The organism is Nonomuraea sp. SBT364, assembly GCF_001083785.1.
Classification (GTDB): domain Bacteria; phylum Actinomycetota; class Actinomycetes; order Streptosporangiales; family Streptosporangiaceae; genus Nonomuraea.
Window position 1 is genome coordinate 19,675 of sequence record NZ_LAVL01000007.1, and the last position, 17,336, is coordinate 37,010.

The window sequence follows — 17,336 nt, forward strand, 5'->3', positions numbered from 1 at the left end:
ATGAGCATGCCGGCCGGATGGGACGTGCTCGGCCTGCCGGGAGATCCCGCGCCGGGCGACCCGGCCCAGGTCCGCGCGCTCGCCGGCCGGCTGCTCGACGAGGCCCGGCTGGCCGTGGACAGCAGCCGCAAGCTGGCCGGCGTGGCGTCCGGCAGCGACGCGATCAAGATGCGGGGTGATTACGCCACCTCGTACCGGGAGGCGCTCGGCGAGCTGCCGGGCGAGGTCGCCAAGCTCGGCACCGCCTACGGAGGCGCGGGCGAGGCGCTCATGACCTACGCGGGCCACCTGGAACGGGCCAGGAGCCAGGCGAGCGCGGCGCTGCGGCACGGCACGGCCGCGGCCGAGCAGTATCAGGGCGCGCTGCGGGAGATCCAGGCCAGCCTGCCGGGCGCCACCGGCGGGCTGCCCGAGCTGGAGTCCGCCGTCAGCGCCGCCGACCCCGCCGTGCAGGCCTCCGTACGGCCCGCCGTCCAGCGGGCGCGCAACGCCGACGCCGACCGGGCGCGGGCGCGCAGGCTGGCCGACGAGGCGGCCCGGCTGCGCGGCGACGCCGAGAACCGCGCGGTGGAGCACATCGAGCGGGCGCTCGAAGGCAGCGGCATCAAGAACCGGACGTGGCTGCAGAAGGCGCTCGACACGGTCAGCGCGCCGTTCCGGTCGTGGGACGCGTTCGTGGACTTCGCCGGCAAGGTCGCGCTGGTCGCCGGGGTGATCGTGCTGGTCATCGGCACCGGCGGGATGGCCGGGGTGATCCTCGCGGGGGTCGCCGTCGCCGCGAGCGCGGTGGTGCTGGGCAACACGCTGAACAAGTACCGCCAGGGCAAGGCCACGCTCGGTCAGGTGGCGCTGGACGCGCTCGGCGTCATCCCGGGCGGGCGCACCGCCGGCCTGCTGGCCAAGGGCGGCGCGGCGTTGCGTGGCGCGGCGACCGCCATCCGCGGCGGCGGCGGCGGCAGGCTGGCGGGGCCCGGCGCGCGGGCCGGCTCCCTGCGCGCGGCCGCGGGCTCCGCCAAGGGGCGCGGCTCGACGGCCGCCGGGTCGGCCTGGACGAAGAACAAGCAGGCGTTCAGCGACGACCCCGTGCACTTCCCGACCGGGGTGGTCATCCTGCCGCAGCGCGACGTCGAGCTGCCGGGCGTGCTGCCGCTGGTGCTGGAGCGCACCCATCTGTCGGACTACGCCTCGGGCCGCTGGTTCGGGCGTTCCTGGAGCTCCACGCTGGATCAGCGGCTGGAGATCGACGACGCGGGCGTGTGCCTGGCGACGGCTTCCGGGGCGCTGCTGGTATTCCCGCATCCCGACGACGACCGGGCCGTCCACCCCGAGCGGGGGCCGCTGCTGGAGCTGCGCCGCCAGGCCGGGTCGTACACCGTGACCGACCACGCGACCGGGCTGACCACGCACTTCTCCGGCTTCTTCGGCGACCTCGGGACGGTGCCGGTCACCGCCGTCACCGACCGCAACGGGAACCGGATCGACTTCCGCTACACCCCCGAGGGACTGCCGTCCGAGGTGGTGCACTCGGGGGGTTACCACCTGGACATCGAGACGCACGACGGGCTGGTCGCGTCCATCAGGCTGCGGGGGGCGGGGCAGACGCTGCTCACCTACGGGTACGAGTCGGGCGACCTGGTCGAGGTGACCGATTCGTCCGGGGTGCCGCTGCGGCTGACGTACTCCGCGGGGCGCCTGACCCGCTGGGCGGACCGGATCGGGACCTGGTACGCCTACGACTACGACGAGCAGGGGCGGTGCGTGCGCGGGTCGGGCAAGGCGGGCGTGTTCGACGTCGAGCTGGACTACGACGACGGGGTGACCCGGGCGCGCGACTCCTTGGGCCACGTCACGACATATCACTACAACGAGCTGTTCCAGGTCGTACGGGAGACCGATCCCCTCGGGAACGAGACCCGCTACACCTGGGACCGGCACGACCACCTGCTCGCCCGCACCGACGCGCTCGGCCGCACCAGCGGCTACGACTACTCCGCCACCGGCGAGCTGACCGCGATCACCCGGCCCGACGGCGCCCGCCGCCTGATCGCCGACGACGCCGTCACCGACTTCGACGGCGTCGTCTGGCCCCGCGCGCACGACGAGCGCGGCAACCTCACCGCCGACGCCTTCACCGGGCGCGACCACGCCTACGACGAGCACGGCCACCTGACCGCCGTCACCGACGCGCTCGGCCACACGCACACGATCCGCACCGACCCGGCCGGCCTGCCGATCGCCGTCACCGACCCGCTCGGCGCCATCACGCGCTACGAGCGTGACGCGTTCGGCCGCATCACCGCGATCACCGACCCGCTCGGCGCGACCACCCGCTACACCTGGTCCGTCGAGGGCCGGCCGACCGGCCGTACCCTCCCGAGCGGCGCGAGCGAGCGGTGGCGGTACGACGCGGAAGGCAACCTGATCGAGCACGTCGACGCGCTAGGCCAGACGACCCGCGTCGAGATCGGCCCGTTCGACCTGCCCGTGGCCCGCGTCACGCCCGACGGCGCCCGGCTGGAGTTCGGCTACGACACCGAACTCCGCCTCACCACCGTCACCGACCCGCGCGGCCACGCCTGGCACTACGCCTACGACCCGGCGGGCAACCTGACGGGCGAGACCGACTTCGACGGCCGCACGCTGTCCTACACCCGCGACGCCACCGGCGACCTCGTCGAACGCGTCAACGGGGCCGGCGAATCGACCCGCTACACCCGCGACGCGCTCGGCCGCGTCACCGAGCAGCGCTCCGGCGACCGCGTCACCACGTTCGCCCACGACCCCCTGGGCCGCCTGATCAGCGCCCGGAACCCGGACGCCGACCTGCGCCTCACCCGCGACGCGCACGGCCGCGTCCTCGCCGAGACCTGCAACGGCCGCACCGTCACCAGCTCCTACGACGCCGCCGGCCGTCGCGTGCTGCGCCGCACCCCGTCGGGCGCGGAGAGCGCCTGGGACTACGACGCCCGCGACCGGGTCCTGTCGCTCCGGACGGCGGGTCACGCCCTCTACTTCACCTACGACGAGGCGGGCCGCGAGACCGCCCGCCACCTCGGCACCGCCGTCGCCCTCACCCACGAGTGGGACCCCGACTCCCGCCTGCGCGCCCAGACCCTCCTGGCCGGCCGCGGCCGTCCCGTCCAGCGCCGCGCCTACAGCTACCGCCCCGACGGGCACCTCACCCGCGTGGACGACCTGCTCGCCGGCAGCCGCCGCTACGACCTCGACCCGCTGGGCCGCGTCACCTCGGTCACCGGGACGGGCTGGACCGAACGCTACGCCTACGACGAGGCGGGCCGCGTCACGCACGCCTCCTGGCCCTCCCCCGCCGACGCCGACGGTCCCCGCGCCTACGCGGGCACCCGCATCAGCCGCGCCGGCCGCGTCCGCTACGAGCACGACGCGCAGGGGCGTACGACGCTCCGCCAGAAGAAGTCGCTGTCCGGCAGGCCCCGCACCTGGCACTACACCTGGGACTCCGACGACCGCCTCACCGGCGTCACCACGCCCGACGGCACCCGCTGGCACTACCTGTACGATCCGCTGGGCCGCCGCATCGCCAAGCAGCGCGCCGACGGCACCGGGCGCGTGGACTTCGTCTGGGACGGCACCGTCCTTGCCGAACAGCTCCAGGCGGGCAACGCCACCTCCTGGGACTGGGAGCCGGGCACCTTCCGCCCCCTCACCCAGACCGAGCGCCACCCCCTCCGCGACGCCCCCCAGGAGTGGGTGGACGAGCGCTTCTACGCCATCGCCACCGACCTCGTCGGCACGCCGTCCGAACTCGTCACCCCCGGCGGCGACCTGGCCTGGCGTGCCCGGCACACCCTGTGGGGCAGCTCCTTCGAATCCGTCTCCGGGGACGCCGACTGCCCCCTGCGCTTCCCCGGCCAGTACGCCGACGAGGAATCGGGGCTGCATTACAACCACTTCCGCCACTACGATCCGGCCGCGCACTCGTACCGAAGCCCCGACCCGCTCGGGCTCCTGGCCGGGCCGGACCACCACGCCTACGTGAGCAATCCGACGACGCGGCTCGATCCGCTGGGCCTGATGCCGTACGAGGGCGGAAAATGGATGTCGCCCGACTCGTTCGCGGCCGCCGAGGCCAGGGAGGCCCGCAACATGTTCCGCACCAGGGCGGGCGCGACGGAGACCGGGCAGCACGACGCCGGGCTGCTGGCCGGTGCGCGCGAACTCCGCCGCCGGGTCCGGGAGAACGGATACCTGCCGGAGATCAACGACCAGCTCCTCGAGACGGCCCAGCGCTGGGAGGCCCGGGGCAAGGGAGTGCGACACGGAATGCAGAGGGGCCGTTGAACGAACGAGCCGGATCGCCGGAAGAGCTGATCAACGAAGCGGTGGGGCTTCCCTACGGTGAGGAGCGCGCGCGGATGCTCACCGACGCGCTTCTGCTGGACGACGGCCGGGACCCTCTCGCCAGAGGGGTCGCCCTGGCCATGCTCGCCCAGCAGGACCCCGCCTACCTCCCGCGGGCGGACCAGGCGCTGCGGGCGGTGGATCAGTCGGCGCCGGAGACCGGCTGGATCCTCGTCCACCTGGCGGAGGCCCGGATGAGCGCGGGCAGGGCGGCCGAGGCCGGCGAGGCGGCGGCGGCGGTCGACCGCGACTACTTCGACCGGGAGGACCTGCACTGGCGCTCGGTGCGCATGGACGAGATCCGGTGTGCCGCGCTGCTGCGCATGGGGCGGCCGCGCGAGGGCGCCGAGCTGGCCGAACGCGTCTGCGCGGAGCTCGCCGTCCGGGGGGACACGGACGACCTGGCCCCGCCGGACCTCCTCGCCGAAGCGGCCCTCGACCTGCTCTCCGGACCCGACGCCGGCACCGGGTGCGCGGTGCTGCGCATGCTGGCCGGCTCGATCGAGCTGGACTCGTGGTTCCCCGCCGGCCTGGTGCTCAGGATCCGGCGGGGCCTCGCCGAATGCGACCAAGGATGATCACGCCTGGGCGAGTTGTACCAGGTCCACGCGGCGGGACGCCGACAGGTAGCCGCGTCCGGGCGGCCCGGTGAAGTACTGGTCCGGTTCGAGCGTGAGGCCGTGCTCGCGGGCGATGACGCGGCCGGCCGGGGTGAGCAGCAGGCGGGCGCCGGAGCGCAGGGTCTCGGTGAGCACCCCCGACAGGGAGCGGCGCTGGCCTTCGAGGACGGGCAGGGCGTCGCCGCAGAGGATGAGGGCGCGGCGGCCCAGCTCCGACATGGCGGTGATCTCCTGCAGGAGGGTGGGCAGCGTCTCGAAGTTCTTCTCCGACGGCGTCACCGTGAGCTGGTCGAAGTCGTCCACGATGACGGCCAGGCGGCGGCCCTCGTAGGGCTCGGCCGCCTCGCGCAGGGCGGCGTCGGCCAGGGCGGCGCCGGTGAGGACCCCGGGCAGGGCGCGGGCCAGCGGCGAGCGGGGCGGTGAGAGCGCGAGCACCTCGACGCCGGCCCGCCGCAGCCCGCGGGCCAGCACCAGGGCCGCGTTGCTGCGCCCGGACCCCGGCGGGCCCGACACCAGCACCAGGTGCGGACCGGCGTCGAACAGGTCGAGGGCCACCGGCGCGACCTCGGGCCCGCCCACGCCGATCGGTACGCCGGGAACGCCGGCGAGCCCGTCCAGGGGCACCACGGCCGGCAGCGGGGGGAACGCCCGCGCGGTGACCCCCGACGCGGGCACGGGGGTGAGCGACGGCGGCGGCAGGCACACCTGCACGTGCAGCCCGGTGGCCGCCTCGATGGCGCGGCCGGGCAGCACCGGCGGCGAGACCATGCCGGAGGTGAGGTGCGCCCGCCGCGTGTCCTCGCGCGGGAACGGCAGGAACAGCCGCTGCGAGAAGATGTCCGGCGTCTTGCCGCGCAGCATGTCGTAGCCGCCGATCGCGACCACGTGCACCCCCACCGGCGGCCCGGTCGCGGCCAGCCCGCGCACGGTCACCAGCAGGGCCGACTCGAAGAAGTCCGGGTTGCCGCGGTCCTCGAAGCACTCCCAGCCATCGACCACGAGCACGATCGCCGGGTCGGGCCGCGCTCCGGGCGACACCCGGGCCACCTTGCGGCGTTCTGCCTCGGCGGCCAGCCAGGTGACGATGCGGCGGACCCGGTCGGGCTCGGCGGCCGAGGCCACGGCTCCGCAGTGCGGCAGCGCCTCGTAGCCGGTCAGCCCGCCCGGCTGGTTCTCGATCACGTACAGCCACACCGCGCCCGGATCGCACCCGTTCGCGAGGCTGCTGATCAGGGTGCGGGCGAAGGTCGTACGGCCGGACTGCGGGCCGCCGGCGACCATGAGGCGCTCGGTGCCGGCCAGGTCCAGCGCCATCGCCGGCTGCGCCTGGTTGACCGGGTCGTCCACCAGCCCGTACGCGACGCCGGAGGCGGGCGGCAGGGCGGCGAGCGGGAGCTCGGCCGGCAGCGGGGGCAGCAGCGGCCGGAAGGGCGGCTCCGGCCGGATCCGCCCGGCGGCGGCGACCACGGCCTCGATGGCCAGGTCCTGGTCGGTGCGGCTGCCCCGCGGGGTGTCGCCGGCGAGCTCCGGGCGCGGCAGGCCGAGCGCCGGCCAGGGGACGAGCCGGGCGGTGGCCGGGGTGGCGCCGGTGGGCGGCGGGTGGCCGAGGTAGCCGGTCTGGAAGAGCTGCGGGGTGCGCTGCTCGGCGCCGACCCGCATGATCATGCCCCGGCCGCGCAGCCGGGACGGGATCGCGGCGGCGTCGGGCACGCCGAGGACCTCGGTGCTGTCGGAGGGCTCGTTCTGGCGCAGGGTGATGCGCAGCGAGATGTTGTTCTTCAGCTCGGGCGAGAGCTTGCCCTGCAGCGACTGGGTGGCCAGCACCAGGTGCATGCCGAGCGAGCGGCCCTTGGCGGCGACGTTGACCAGCTCGCGTAAGAAGTCGGGCGAGGTCTCCAGGACCCGGGCGAACTCGTCGAAGACCATGACCAGCCTGGGCAGCCTGCCGCCCGCGGCCCAGTAGGCGTCGATCTCGCCCCCGTACCGGGCCAGGATCGCCTCGCGGCGGCGCACCTCGGCGCGGACGGAGGCCAGCACGCGCAGGGCGGCGGCCTCGTCGAAGACGTCGGCGGCGGTGTCGCCGGTGGACCGGATCAGCCCGACCACGTGCGGGCAGTGCTCGAACGGCAGGAACGCGCTGCCGCCCTTGAAGTCGACGAGCACCAGGTTCAGCTCGTCGGGGCGGTTGGCCAGCAGCAGCGAGGTGACCAGCGTCTGCAGCAGGATGCTCTTGCCCGCCCCGGTGGCCCCGCCGAGCATGGTGTGCGGCCCGTCGGCGGCCAGGTCGACGGTGACGGGGCCGGTGCCGTCGCCGCCGATGGCGATGCGGGTGGTGGGGCCGGGGTGCGCGGTCCAGCGGGCCACCACCGCGCCCGCGTCGGGCACGCCGAGCCCGAGCACGTCGAGCAGGCGGACGGCGGCCGGGATGGCGTTCTCGGCGCGGGCCAGCGTGAGCCGGTCGCGCATCGGGGCCAGCGCGCGGGCGATGCGCAGCGCGGCCTCCTCGCCGAGGTATTCGGGCTGGACGGGCATCGGCAGCCCCTGCCGCCCCCGGGTGAGCATGAGCCGGGTGCCGTCGAGCTCGCACACGCCGCGGCACTCGTTGAGGCTGCGCTGGTCGGCGCAGATCACGTACACGCCGACGGACGGCCCCTCGCGCAGCACCTCCTTCATGCCGGGGATGTCGCGCAGCGCCCGCGCGCCGTCGAGCACGACGACGATCTCCTCGCCGAAGCGGGTCTCGCGGGACGCCTTGACGGCCTTCAGCCGCTCGGTGACCACGTCCTTCAGCTCGTCGACCCGCTCGGTCCTGGTCCGCGGCGTGTTGCCGACCAGGCAGGGCACGGCGTCCGAGGTCAGGTGCGGCAGCCAGCGCGTCCACGCCAGGTGCTCGCCGCCGGACGCGGTGATGACGACCAGCCGCAGCTCGTCGGGGTCGCGCAGGGTGCCGAGCTGGACGAGCAGCCAGCGCAGCAGCGCGTCCTTGGACGGCGGCGGCCCGATGACGCCGAGCACCCCGATCTCGCGCAGGTCCACGGTGACCGGGACGCCGCGCAGCGTCGGCTCCTCGAACCCCGGCCACGGCTCGCCGCTGAACTCGATCGTGGCCCGCTCGTCCGCCACGCCCACGCGCAGCGTCAGCCCGTCGGCGGAGTCGGCGTTGCGCGGCCACAGCCCCGGCCCCTCGTGGGTGGCGGCGACGGTCAGGTCCACCTCGTCGGGCGCGACCAGGTGACGCAGCCACTGCTCCCGCACGACGTGCCGCCGGACGCGCTCGGCCGTCTCCCTCTGGCGCTCGGCGAACTCGCGCTCCTTGCGCTTGCGCTGCCGCCCTTCGGCCCACTGCGTGCCGAAGAACGTGATCGGCGTCAGAAGCCCGAACAACAAGAAGTACGGACTTTTTAGGAAAACGGCCATGAGGACGGCGATCGGCAGCGGGATCAGCGACGACAGCAACTGGACCATGAAGTTGCGCGGCGCGGCCTCGTTCCTGGGCAGCGTGATGCGCTCGGCGGGGACCGCGGGCGAGGGTGCGAAGGCCCTGTCGAAGTCGATGTGCCCGTCGGAGCCCCGGGTGGCGCGCAGCCGGCCGGGCGGCAGCGGCGCCCAGCGCATCCGGTCCTCGCCGACCTGCAGCACGGCCTCCGGCCGCAGCGGCGCGGGCCCCTCGATCAGCACCTCGTCGACCCGCGTGCCGCCGCCGGAGTTGAGGTCGACGACTGTGACCTCGCCCGTCCACGACACCTCCAGGAAGGCGTGGCGCTCGCTCACCCGCTGGTCCCTCGGCAGCGTGATGTCGCCGTGCTGCCTGCCGATCACGTGGTTGCCGGGGCTGAGCCAGATCACCCGGCCCGCGTCCGGCCCGGCGAACACCCGCACGGCCCCCGCCGCCGCCATGGGCCGCCACGGCCGGATCCGCTCCGGCTCCCCCACGCTGATGACCGATCCGCACACGATCGGCCCCGCGGCGAGCGTGGCGTCCGGATCGAGCTTGACGGTCCCGGCGAAGCACGGCCGCCCGTCGACGGGCACCGGGAGCGCGCGCAGCAGCGAGGCGATCGGGGTGTCGGGCTCGGCCGTCACCTCGACGTCGTGCTCGGCGGCGAGAGCCGGGTCCCGGACCGTCAGCCGAATGATCATAAATCCCCTCTCTGGGGGATCGGACCGCTCCTATGCCTGAATCTAGCCGAAGGTCGGGCGCACGAAAGGGTACGAGTAACCTATGTGTGCCGCATGCAGTGGGGTGAGTCACAATGGCAGCAGAGGAGGACGCGTGAACACGGAAGATGTGCTGGGCAAAGCCCCTCTGTTCGCCGCGCTCGATCGCGAGAGCGCCGCGGCGTTGCGGACGAGCATCACCGAGGTGCAGCTGGCCAAGGGGCAGACGCTCTTCCACGAGAACGAGACGGGCGACCGGCTCTACGTCGTCCTCGACGGCAAGATCAAACTGTCCCGCACCTCCCCCGACGGGCGGGAGAACCTGCTGAGCGTCCTCGGGCCGAGCGAGATGTTCGGTGAGCTGTCGCTGTTCGACCCGCGCCCGCGCACGGCCACCGCGACCGCGCTGACCGACGTCCGGCTGGCCGGGCTCGGCCACGACGACCTGCGCCCCTGGCTGACCGGCCGCCCCGAGGTGGCGCTCCACCTGCTGCGCGCCCTCGCCCAGCGGCTGCGGCGCACCAACGACGTGCTGGCCGACCTGGTCTTCACCGACGTGCCCGGCCGGGTGGCCAAGCAGCTCCTCGACCTGGCCGAGCGGTTCGGCACCAAGACCGACGACGGCCTGCGCGTCCACCACGACCTCACCCAGGAGGAGCTGGCCCAGCTCGTCGGCGCCTCCCGCGAGACGGTCAACAAGGCGCTGGCCGACTTCGCGCAGCGCGGCTGGCTGCGCATCGAGGCCAAGGCCGTGGTGATCCTCGACATGGACCGGCTCTACAACCGCTCCAGATAGTCGAGCTGGGCCCGCACCGACATCTCGGCGGCGGGCCAGAGCGACCGGTCCACGTCCGCGTAGACGATCTTCACGATCTCCCTCGGCGTGCGCGCGCCCTGCCGCTGCGCCTGCCTGATCTGGTCCAGCCGCTCGCGCCGGTGCGCGATGTAGCCGTCGAGCGCGCCGATCGGGTCGGGCAGCACCGGCCCGTGCCCCGGCAGCAGCGCCCGCGCCTCCAGGCTCTCCGCCGCCGCCCTGAGCCGGTCGAGGCTGCGCAGGTAGTCGGCCAGCCCGCCGTCCTCGGCGACGATCGTGGTGCCCCGGCCCAGCACGGTGTCGCCGGTCAGCATCGCCCGGTCGGCCGGCAGCCAGAAGCACAGCGAGTCGAAGGAGTGGCCCGGAGTCCCGTACACGTGGATCTCCAGCCCGGCCACGGTCACCACGTCACCGTCGGCCAGGCCCTCCGTGCCCAGCCTGTGACGCGGGTCGAGGGCCCGTACCGGAGCGTCGACGAGCCCGGCGAAGCGCCGGGCGCCGCCGCTGTGGTCGAAATGGCCGTGGGTGAGCAGGATCTCCCGCACCCGGCGCCCGCCCAGATGGTCGCGGACCCGCAGCAGGTGCGCCTCGTCGTCGGGACCCGGGTCGACGACCACGACCTCCTCGCCGCCGCCGATGACCCACGTGTTGGTGCCGTCGAGCGTCATCGCCGACGGGTTGGGCGCGAGCAGGTTCTCGGCGTGGTCGGTGCGCGAGCCGTCGGGGGTGCCGATCGGGATGTGCAGGCCGCTCATCCCGTCACCAGCCGCCACTCGCCGCCGACCTCCACGACCTTCGGCAGAATCGTGACGATCTCCCGCTCCTCCGCCAGCACCGACGCCACGCCGTCGTGCCCGGCCAGCTCGGCGAGCGTCTGGCGGGTGGGCGGCATCAGGAAGATCTCGCCCCGGTCGGCCAGCTCGACCGCCTCTGCCGGGCGCTGCCAGACCACCTGGTCCGCCTCGCCGCCGACGTCGCGGGTGCGCTGGCCATCGGGGAGCACGGCCACGAAGAAGCGGGTGTCGAAGCGCCTGACCTCGATCTCCGGCGTGATCCAGTGCGCCCACGGCTTGAGCAGGTCGGAGCGCAGCACCAGGCCGCGCGCGGCGAGGAAGTCGGCGAAGGACAGGTCGCGGTCGATGAGCGCCAGCCGGTCGGCCTCCCAGCCGTCGCCGGTGGTGTCGGCCACCACCGAGTCGGGCCCCGGACCGGCGAGCAGCACGCCCGACTCCTCGAACGTCTCCCGCACGGCGGCGCACACCAGCCCCCTGGCCACCGCCTCGTCCGCGCCGAAGACCCGGCCCCACTCGGCCGGCGAGGGCCCGGCCCAGGCCACGGCCTGGTCGGTGTCACGCGGATCGACGGAGCCGCCGGGGAAGACGTACGCCCCGGCCGCGAAGGCCATCGTGGCCTTGCGGCGCAGCAGATAAGCCTGGACGCCGTCCGGCCGGCCCTGGCGCAGGATCGCCACCGTGGCGGCGTCCCGCGCCGGGGCCGGGTCGACATGTCCGGCGATGATGCCCCGTGCCCGCTCGGCGAGCTCGTCGGGGAGCCGAAGTCCAGCCACATGACCTCCTTCTAGAACATCACTCGGTCATGGTGACATATCGGACCTTCAGGACACCTCCGCGATCAGCTCCACTTCCACCGGAGCGTCGAGCGGCAGCGAGGTCACGCCGACGGCGCTGCGCGCGTGCTTGCCGGCCTCGCCGAAGATCTCGGCCAGCAGCTCGCTGGCGCCGTTGGCCACCTGCGGCTGCTCGGTGAAGTCGGGCGCGCTGGCCACGAACACCACGGCCTTGACGATCCGCTTCACCTTGGACAGGTCGCCGAGCTCGGCCTTGAGCGCGGCCACCGCGTTGAGCGCGCAGATGCGGGCCTGCGCGCGGCCCTCGTCGACGCCCAGGTCGACGCCCAGCTTGCCGGTCTGGTGCAGCTTGCCCTCGACCATCGGGACCTGGCCCGAGGTGTAGACGAGCTGGCCGGTGCGGGCCGTGGGCACGTAGGCCGCCAGCGGGGCCACGACCTCGGGGAGCGTCAGGCCGAGCTCCGCGATCTTCTGCTCGGGGCTCATGCCTTCTCCCTCTTGAAGTAGGCGACCAGCTGCTCGGGCGTCGCGCCCTGCACGATCTGGACCAGCTCCCAGCCGTCGGCGCCGAAGTTGTCCAGGATCATCTTGGTGTTGTGGATCAGCACCGGGGCGGTGAGGTACTCCCATTTCTTCATGGAGCTCAGCGTAGTGTGAGCAATCTCAAACGGTGGTCGCGGGCTTTCGACAAGTGACCGTTCGGTAGCCTCGAAGTCGTGGACTCTCCGGACACGGACTGGGACGGCGTGCGACTGCACGTCGTCACCGGCAAGGGCGGCACGGGCAAGACGACGGTCGCCGCGGCCCTCGCCCTCGCCCTCGCCTCTGGCGGCCGCAAGGTGCTGCTCGTGGAGGTGGAGGGCCGGCAGGGCATCGCGCAGATCTTCGACCTGCCGCCGCTGCCCTACGAGGAGCGCAGGATCGCCGTGGCGCCCTCCGGGGGTGACGTGTTCGCGCTGGCCATCGACCCCGAAGAGGCCATGCTCGAATACATGGAGATGTTCTACGGGATGCGCCGGGCGGGGCGGGCGCTGACCAAGATGGGCCTCGTCGACTTCGCCACCACCGTCGCCCCCGGCTTCCGTGACGTGCTGGTCACCGGCAAGACCACCGAGGCCGTGCGCCGGCGCGGACGTGACGGCAGGCGGGTGTACGACGCGGTCGTGCTCGACGCGCCGCCCACGGGCCGCATCACGCGCTTCCTGAACGTCACCCAGGAGGTCGCCGGGCTGGCCAGGGTCGGCCCGATCAAGAGCCATTCCGACTTGGTACACGGCGTCGTGAAAAGCCCGGAAACAGCGGTACATTTCGTGACGCTTCTGGAAGAGATGCCCGTCCAGGAAACGCTCGACGGCGTCGCCGATCTGGCCGGCGCGGGCCTCCCTGCCGGCGGAATCTTCATCAACATGGTGCGCGAGTCCCTCCTCCCGCAGGCCGCTCTTGACATGGCTGTCAAGGGCCGCTTCGACGTCGGCGAACTCGCGCTCGGCCTCAAGGCGGCCGGCCTGGCCGACGGCGCCGACGCCGGCTCCCTGGCCGAGGCGCTCGCCGAGGAGGTCGTCGAGCACGCCCGACGCACCGAGCTCGAACGCGCCGAACGCGAGTCGCTGGCCGCCTCCACGCTGCCGCGCTACGAGCTGCCGCTGCTCACCGACGGGGTGGACCTGGCGGGGCTGTACGAGCTGGCCGAGAGCATCCGCACCCAGGGAGCAGCGTGAAGAAGTCCGTCACCCTCGACATCGACGCGATCCTCGACGACCGGGGCACCCGGATCATCGTCTGCTGCGGCTCCGGCGGCGTCGGCAAGACCACCACGGCCGCCGCCCTGGGGCTGCGCGCCGCCGAACGCGGCAGGTGCGCGGTCGTGCTCACCGTCGACCCGGCCCGCCGCCTGGCCCAGTCGATGGGCCTCACCGAGCTCGACAACACCCCGCGCCTGGTCAGCGAGGGCGAGAGCGGCGGCCAGCTCTACGCGATGATGCTCGACATGAAGCGCACGTTCGACGAGATCATCGAGGCGCACGCCGACCCCGAGCGGGCCCGCCAGATCCTGTCGAACCCGTTCTACCAGTCGCTGTCGTCGAGCTTCTCCGGCACGCAGGAGTACATGGCGATGGAGAAGCTGGGCCAGCTCCGCCGCTCCGACGAATGGGACCTGATCATCGTCGACACGCCGCCGTCGCGGTCCGCGCTCGACTTCCTCGACGCGCCGGAACGGCTCGGCCGCTTCCTCGACGGTCGCTTCATCAAGCTGCTCACCGCGCCCGCCAAGGCCGGGGGGCGCAGCGCGTTCCGGCTGCTCAACGCCGGGTTCGGGATCGTCGCCGGAGCGATGACCAAGCTGCTGGGCGCGCAGGTGATCAAGGACCTGCAGACGTTCGTGTCGGCGCTGGACGCGGTCTTCGGCGGGTTCAGGCAGCGCGCCGACCTGACCTACAAGCTGCTCCAGGCCCCGGGCACCGCCTTCATCGTGGTCGCCGCGCCGGAGCGCGACGCGATGCGAGAGGCGTCCTATTTCGTGGAGCGGCTGGCCGAGGAGCGGATGCCGCTCGCCGGCCTGGTCGTCAACCGGGTGCACGAATCGCCGGCGGCGACGCTCTCGGGAGTGCGGAGCGCCGCCGCGGCGGAAGACCTGGAAACCCGGGGCGAGCACGAGCTGACCGCTGCCGTGTTGCGGCTACACACGGGCAGGATGCAGCTCGCCGCTCGCGAACACCGGGAGCAGGACCATTTCATCGGCGCCCATCCCACGGTGCCCATCGCCAAGGTGGCGGCCATGACCGAGGACGTGCACGACCTGGCGGGCCTGCGACGCGTCGGAGAGCTCCTGGCGAACGGCTGAGAGCGCGACCGGCCGGCCGCGCTCCCGGGCCGGCTCAGCCGGCGATCAGCTCGTTGGTGCGCTCGTACTCTTCCTTCGCCGACTCGAGCAGCTCGCGCCACGAGTCGACGTCCGGACGCCGCCGGAGCAGCGCTCGCCGCTCCCGCTCGGTCATACCGCCCCACACCCCGAACTCGATGCGATTGTCGAGCGCATCGGCGAGGCATTCGGTACGGACGGGGCATCCTCGGCAGATGAGCTTCGCCCTGTTCTGGGCGGCTCCCTGGACGAACAGAGCGTCAGGATCCGCACCTTTACAGGCGGCACGGGAGGTCCAATCCGTGATCCACATTTTCGACCCCACTCCCCTTAGGTGGTCAGTCGTCAGTTGGGGCCGACGGGCGCGGGCGCCGAGCCTCCGTATTCAGTTGCCGCAGAGGAGAACGTACGCAACAAGACCTTCGGGCCGACAGACCCCAGAGGACCAAATTCTCGCTGGACTCTTGACCGGGAATGACTAGTCACCCCCGTCAGTCAAGGCGAAATGCAGTCGTGTTACCGATAAGGTCACCCTTTCGACGTACCCTTGGTACTGTGCAAGCTCAGGGCAAAGATCGTTCCTCGCCGATCCTGAACGTCATCAAGCTGATCGCGGCCGGATCGGCCGCGGGCGTGCTGGCGGCAGCCGTGGCGCTACCCGCTGTCGGCGGCGCCGGCGTCTCCGCCAAGAGCGGCATGGAGATGCTCGATCTCAAGCCCGAGGATCTGGAGGAGCCGCCGCTCTCGGAGCGCACGGTGCTGCTCGACGCCAACGGCGACCAGATCGCGCAGTTCTACTTCGAGAACCGCCAGTCGGTGACCCTCGACAAGGTCGCGCCCATCATGCAGAAGGCCCTGATCGCGATCGAGGACTTCCGCTTCTACCAGCACGGACCGATCGACATCGAGGGCACCACCCGGGCACTGATCAAGAACCTTACCACCGGCGGCGTGACCCAGGGCGGTTCTTCGATCACACAGCAGTACGTCAAGCAGGTTCTGGTCAACGCGGCCGAGACGCCCGAGGATCAGGCCGCGGCCATCGCCCCGACGATCTCCCGCAAGCTGGCCGAGTTGCGCTACGCCATGGCGATCGAGCAGAAGTACACCAAGGACCAGATCCTCGAGCGCTACCTGAACATCGCCTACTTCGGCGCCGGCGCGCACGGCATCCAGGCCGCCGCCAAGCGCTTCTTCGACAAACCCGCCGACAAGCTCAGCCTCGCCCAGGCCGCCACCCTCGCAGGCGCCGTCCAGAACCCGGCCAGGACCGACCCCAACGTCGGCCCCAAGTCCCGGGCACTGCTGCTGGAGCGGCGCAACGTGGTGCTCGACCGGATGGCCGAGATCGGCACCATCACCAAGGCCGAGGCCGACGAGGCCAAGGCCAAGAAGCTCGGCTGGAAGGACATCCCGTTCCCCGGCGGCTGCGAGGAGAGCGACTACCCGTACTTCTGCCTCTACGTGCAGAACGAGATCCTGCTCAACGAGGACTTCGGCAAGACCGCCAAGGACCGCCTCAAGCTCCTGCAGCGCGGCGGCCTGGAGATCAAGACCACGATCGACCCGAAGATGCAGAAGGCCGCCGAAAAGGCGATCAAGAAGTACGTCAGCCCCAAGGACAAGCCCGTCGCCGCCCAGGCCATGATCGTGCCGGGCACCGGCGAGATCAAGGCGATGGCCGCCTCGCGCAAGTTCGGCAACAGCAAGAAGAAGAACGAGATCAGCTACAACCTGGTCGCCGACGCCGCCCACGGCGGCGGCCCCGGCTTCCAGCAGGGCTCGACGGCCAAGGCCTACACGCTCGCCACGGCGCTCGAGGAGGGGCTGAAGTTCGGCGACGGCTTCCCCTCGCCCGCCGGCTACACCGCCTCCAGCTACAGCTCCTTCAAGAACTGCAAGGGCAAGAACGTCGGCGACCCCAGCCACCAGGTGCGCAACTCCAGCGAGGGCGGCGGCGGCTTCAAGACGCTGCAGACCGGCACCTGGGGCTCGGTCAACACGTTCTTCATGCGGCTGGAGCAGGAGGTCGGCCTCTGCAAGACGGTCAAGCTGGCCAAGCGCCTCGGGCTCAAGCGGGCCGACGGTGACGACCTGCGCGAGTTCGAGACCTTCACGCTCGGCATCAACGAGGTCGACCCGGTGACGGTGGCCAACTCCTACGCCGTCTTCGCCTCGCGCGGCAAATACTGCCAGCCGCTCGCGGTCACCGAGGTCAAGGACCGCTACGGCGAGGTCATGCGCTTCAAGCCCAAGTGCTCGCAGGTCATGGACGAGGAGGTGGCCGACGCCGTCAGCGCGGTCCTGGAGGGCGTCTTCACCAAGGGCACCATGACCGGGGTCGGCGGCATCGGCCGTGACGCCGCGGGCAAGACCGGCACCACCGACGGCTACACCGCCGCCTGGTTCGCCGGCTACACCCCCAACCTGGCCTCCGCCGTCAGCCTCGGCGACCCGCGCGGCGCGTTCGCCCACGACCTCGTCGGCGTCACGATCGGCGGACGCTACTACGGGTACGTGTACGGCGCGTCGATCTCCGGGCCCATCTGGAAGGACTCGATGATGGCCGCGCTCAAGGGCGTCGAGGCGGCCAAGTTCCACTCCGTCGACCAGTCCCGCTTCGGCGGCTGCACCGACGAGTGCGCGCCCAAGCCGAAGAAGAAGGACAAGGGCGACGACGACGACGGTCCCGTCATCGACGACCCGTCCGACCTGTTCGACGACCGGCGGGGCGACGGCTTCGGCAACGGCGACGACCGCGGCCAGAACGGCGACTGGCGCGACAACCCGCTCATGCCCGCCCGCAACTAGCCCACGGGCCTCCGGCGCCCGCCGGAGGCCCCTCACGGCCGTCCACAGCCGTCCCAGGCCGCCTTCCCCGGTCCGCCTCCCGCTCCCTGGCCGCCCCTGAACGTT

General features: G+C 72.5%; 12 protein-coding genes. 6 read left to right on the top strand and 6 right to left on the bottom strand.

Annotation, left to right across the window (positions count from 1 at the left end; genetic code table 11):
• The gene (locus ADY59_RS05545) at positions 1-4,320 is read left to right on the top strand and encodes a DUF6531 domain-containing protein (protein WP_053174461.1); all 4,320 of its coding nucleotides are present in this window, start codon (positions 1-3) and stop codon (positions 4,318-4,320) included.
• On the top strand, positions 4,317-4,958 hold the full coding sequence (locus ADY59_RS05550) for a hypothetical protein (protein WP_049558518.1): 642 nt from the start codon (positions 4,317-4,319) through the stop codon (positions 4,956-4,958). The genes ADY59_RS05545 and ADY59_RS05550 overlap by 4 nt, the downstream gene beginning before the upstream one ends.
• Here ADY59_RS05550 and ADY59_RS05555 read toward each other — a convergent pair whose 3' ends face one another.
• Positions 4,959-9,140: an FtsK/SpoIIIE domain-containing protein gene (locus ADY59_RS05555; protein WP_049558520.1), complete on the bottom strand. Its 4,182-nt coding sequence runs from the start codon at positions 9,138-9,140 to the stop codon at positions 4,959-4,961.
• Positions 9,141-9,222: 82 nt separating this feature from the next.
• Here ADY59_RS05555 and ADY59_RS05560 point away from each other — a divergent pair, with 82 nt between their 5' ends.
• Positions 9,223-9,954 (top strand): Crp/Fnr family transcriptional regulator, encoded by a 732-nt coding sequence (locus ADY59_RS05560; protein WP_049558522.1) that lies wholly within the window; start codon positions 9,223-9,225, stop codon positions 9,952-9,954.
• On the opposite strand, the gene ADY59_RS05565 is transcribed toward ADY59_RS05560, so the two are convergent.
• The 4 genes from ADY59_RS05565 to ADY59_RS49645 are packed head-to-tail and all read right to left on the bottom strand — an operon-like array spanning position 9,936 to position 12,198.
• Positions 9,936-10,727: an MBL fold metallo-hydrolase gene (locus ADY59_RS05565; RefSeq protein WP_049558525.1), complete on the bottom strand. Its 792-nt coding sequence runs from the start codon at positions 10,725-10,727 to the stop codon at positions 9,936-9,938. The genes ADY59_RS05560 and ADY59_RS05565 overlap by 19 nt on opposite strands.
• Positions 10,724-11,539 carry an NUDIX hydrolase gene (locus ADY59_RS05570; RefSeq protein WP_049558526.1) on the bottom strand — a complete coding sequence of 272 codons (816 nt, stop codon included), beginning with the start codon at positions 11,537-11,539 and terminating at the stop codon, positions 10,724-10,726. Before ADY59_RS05570 ends, ADY59_RS05565 begins: the two co-directional genes overlap by 4 nt.
• Before the next feature lie 48 nt (positions 11,540-11,587).
• Complete coding sequence (locus ADY59_RS05575; protein WP_049558529.1) at positions 11,588-12,046, bottom strand: RidA family protein; 459 nt, start codon at positions 12,044-12,046, stop codon at positions 11,588-11,590.
• Entirely contained in the window at positions 12,043-12,198 is a 156-nt protein-coding gene (locus ADY59_RS49645; RefSeq protein ID WP_156325316.1) for a DUF4177 domain-containing protein, read from the bottom strand. Before ADY59_RS49645 ends, ADY59_RS05575 begins: the two co-directional genes overlap by 4 nt.
• 78 nt (positions 12,199-12,276) lie before the next feature.
• Here ADY59_RS49645 and ADY59_RS05580 point away from each other — a divergent pair, with 78 nt between their 5' ends.
• Together ADY59_RS05580 and ADY59_RS05585 are read left to right on the top strand one after the other, a co-directional pair.
• Complete coding sequence (locus ADY59_RS05580; protein ID WP_049558530.1) at positions 12,277-13,278, top strand: ArsA-related P-loop ATPase; 1,002 nt, start codon at positions 12,277-12,279, stop codon at positions 13,276-13,278.
• Positions 13,275-14,402, top strand: coding sequence for an ArsA family ATPase (locus ADY59_RS05585; RefSeq protein ID WP_049558533.1), 1,128 nt, complete (start codon positions 13,275-13,277; stop codon positions 14,400-14,402). Before ADY59_RS05580 ends, ADY59_RS05585 begins: the two co-directional genes overlap by 4 nt.
• Before the next feature lie 34 nt (positions 14,403-14,436).
• Here the strand turns inward: ADY59_RS05585 and ADY59_RS05590 are convergent, their stop codons facing one another.
• Positions 14,437-14,733 (bottom strand): WhiB family transcriptional regulator, encoded by a 297-nt coding sequence (locus tag ADY59_RS05590; protein WP_020542548.1) that lies wholly within the window; start codon positions 14,731-14,733, stop codon positions 14,437-14,439.
• A 242-nt stretch (positions 14,734-14,975) separates the two neighbouring features.
• Here ADY59_RS05590 and ADY59_RS05595 point away from each other — a divergent pair, with 242 nt between their 5' ends.
• A complete protein-coding gene (locus ADY59_RS05595; RefSeq protein ID WP_049558538.1) occupies positions 14,976-17,231 on the top strand; it encodes a transglycosylase domain-containing protein in 2,256 nt (751 codons plus the stop codon).
• Positions 17,232-17,336: the final 105 nt, after the last annotated feature.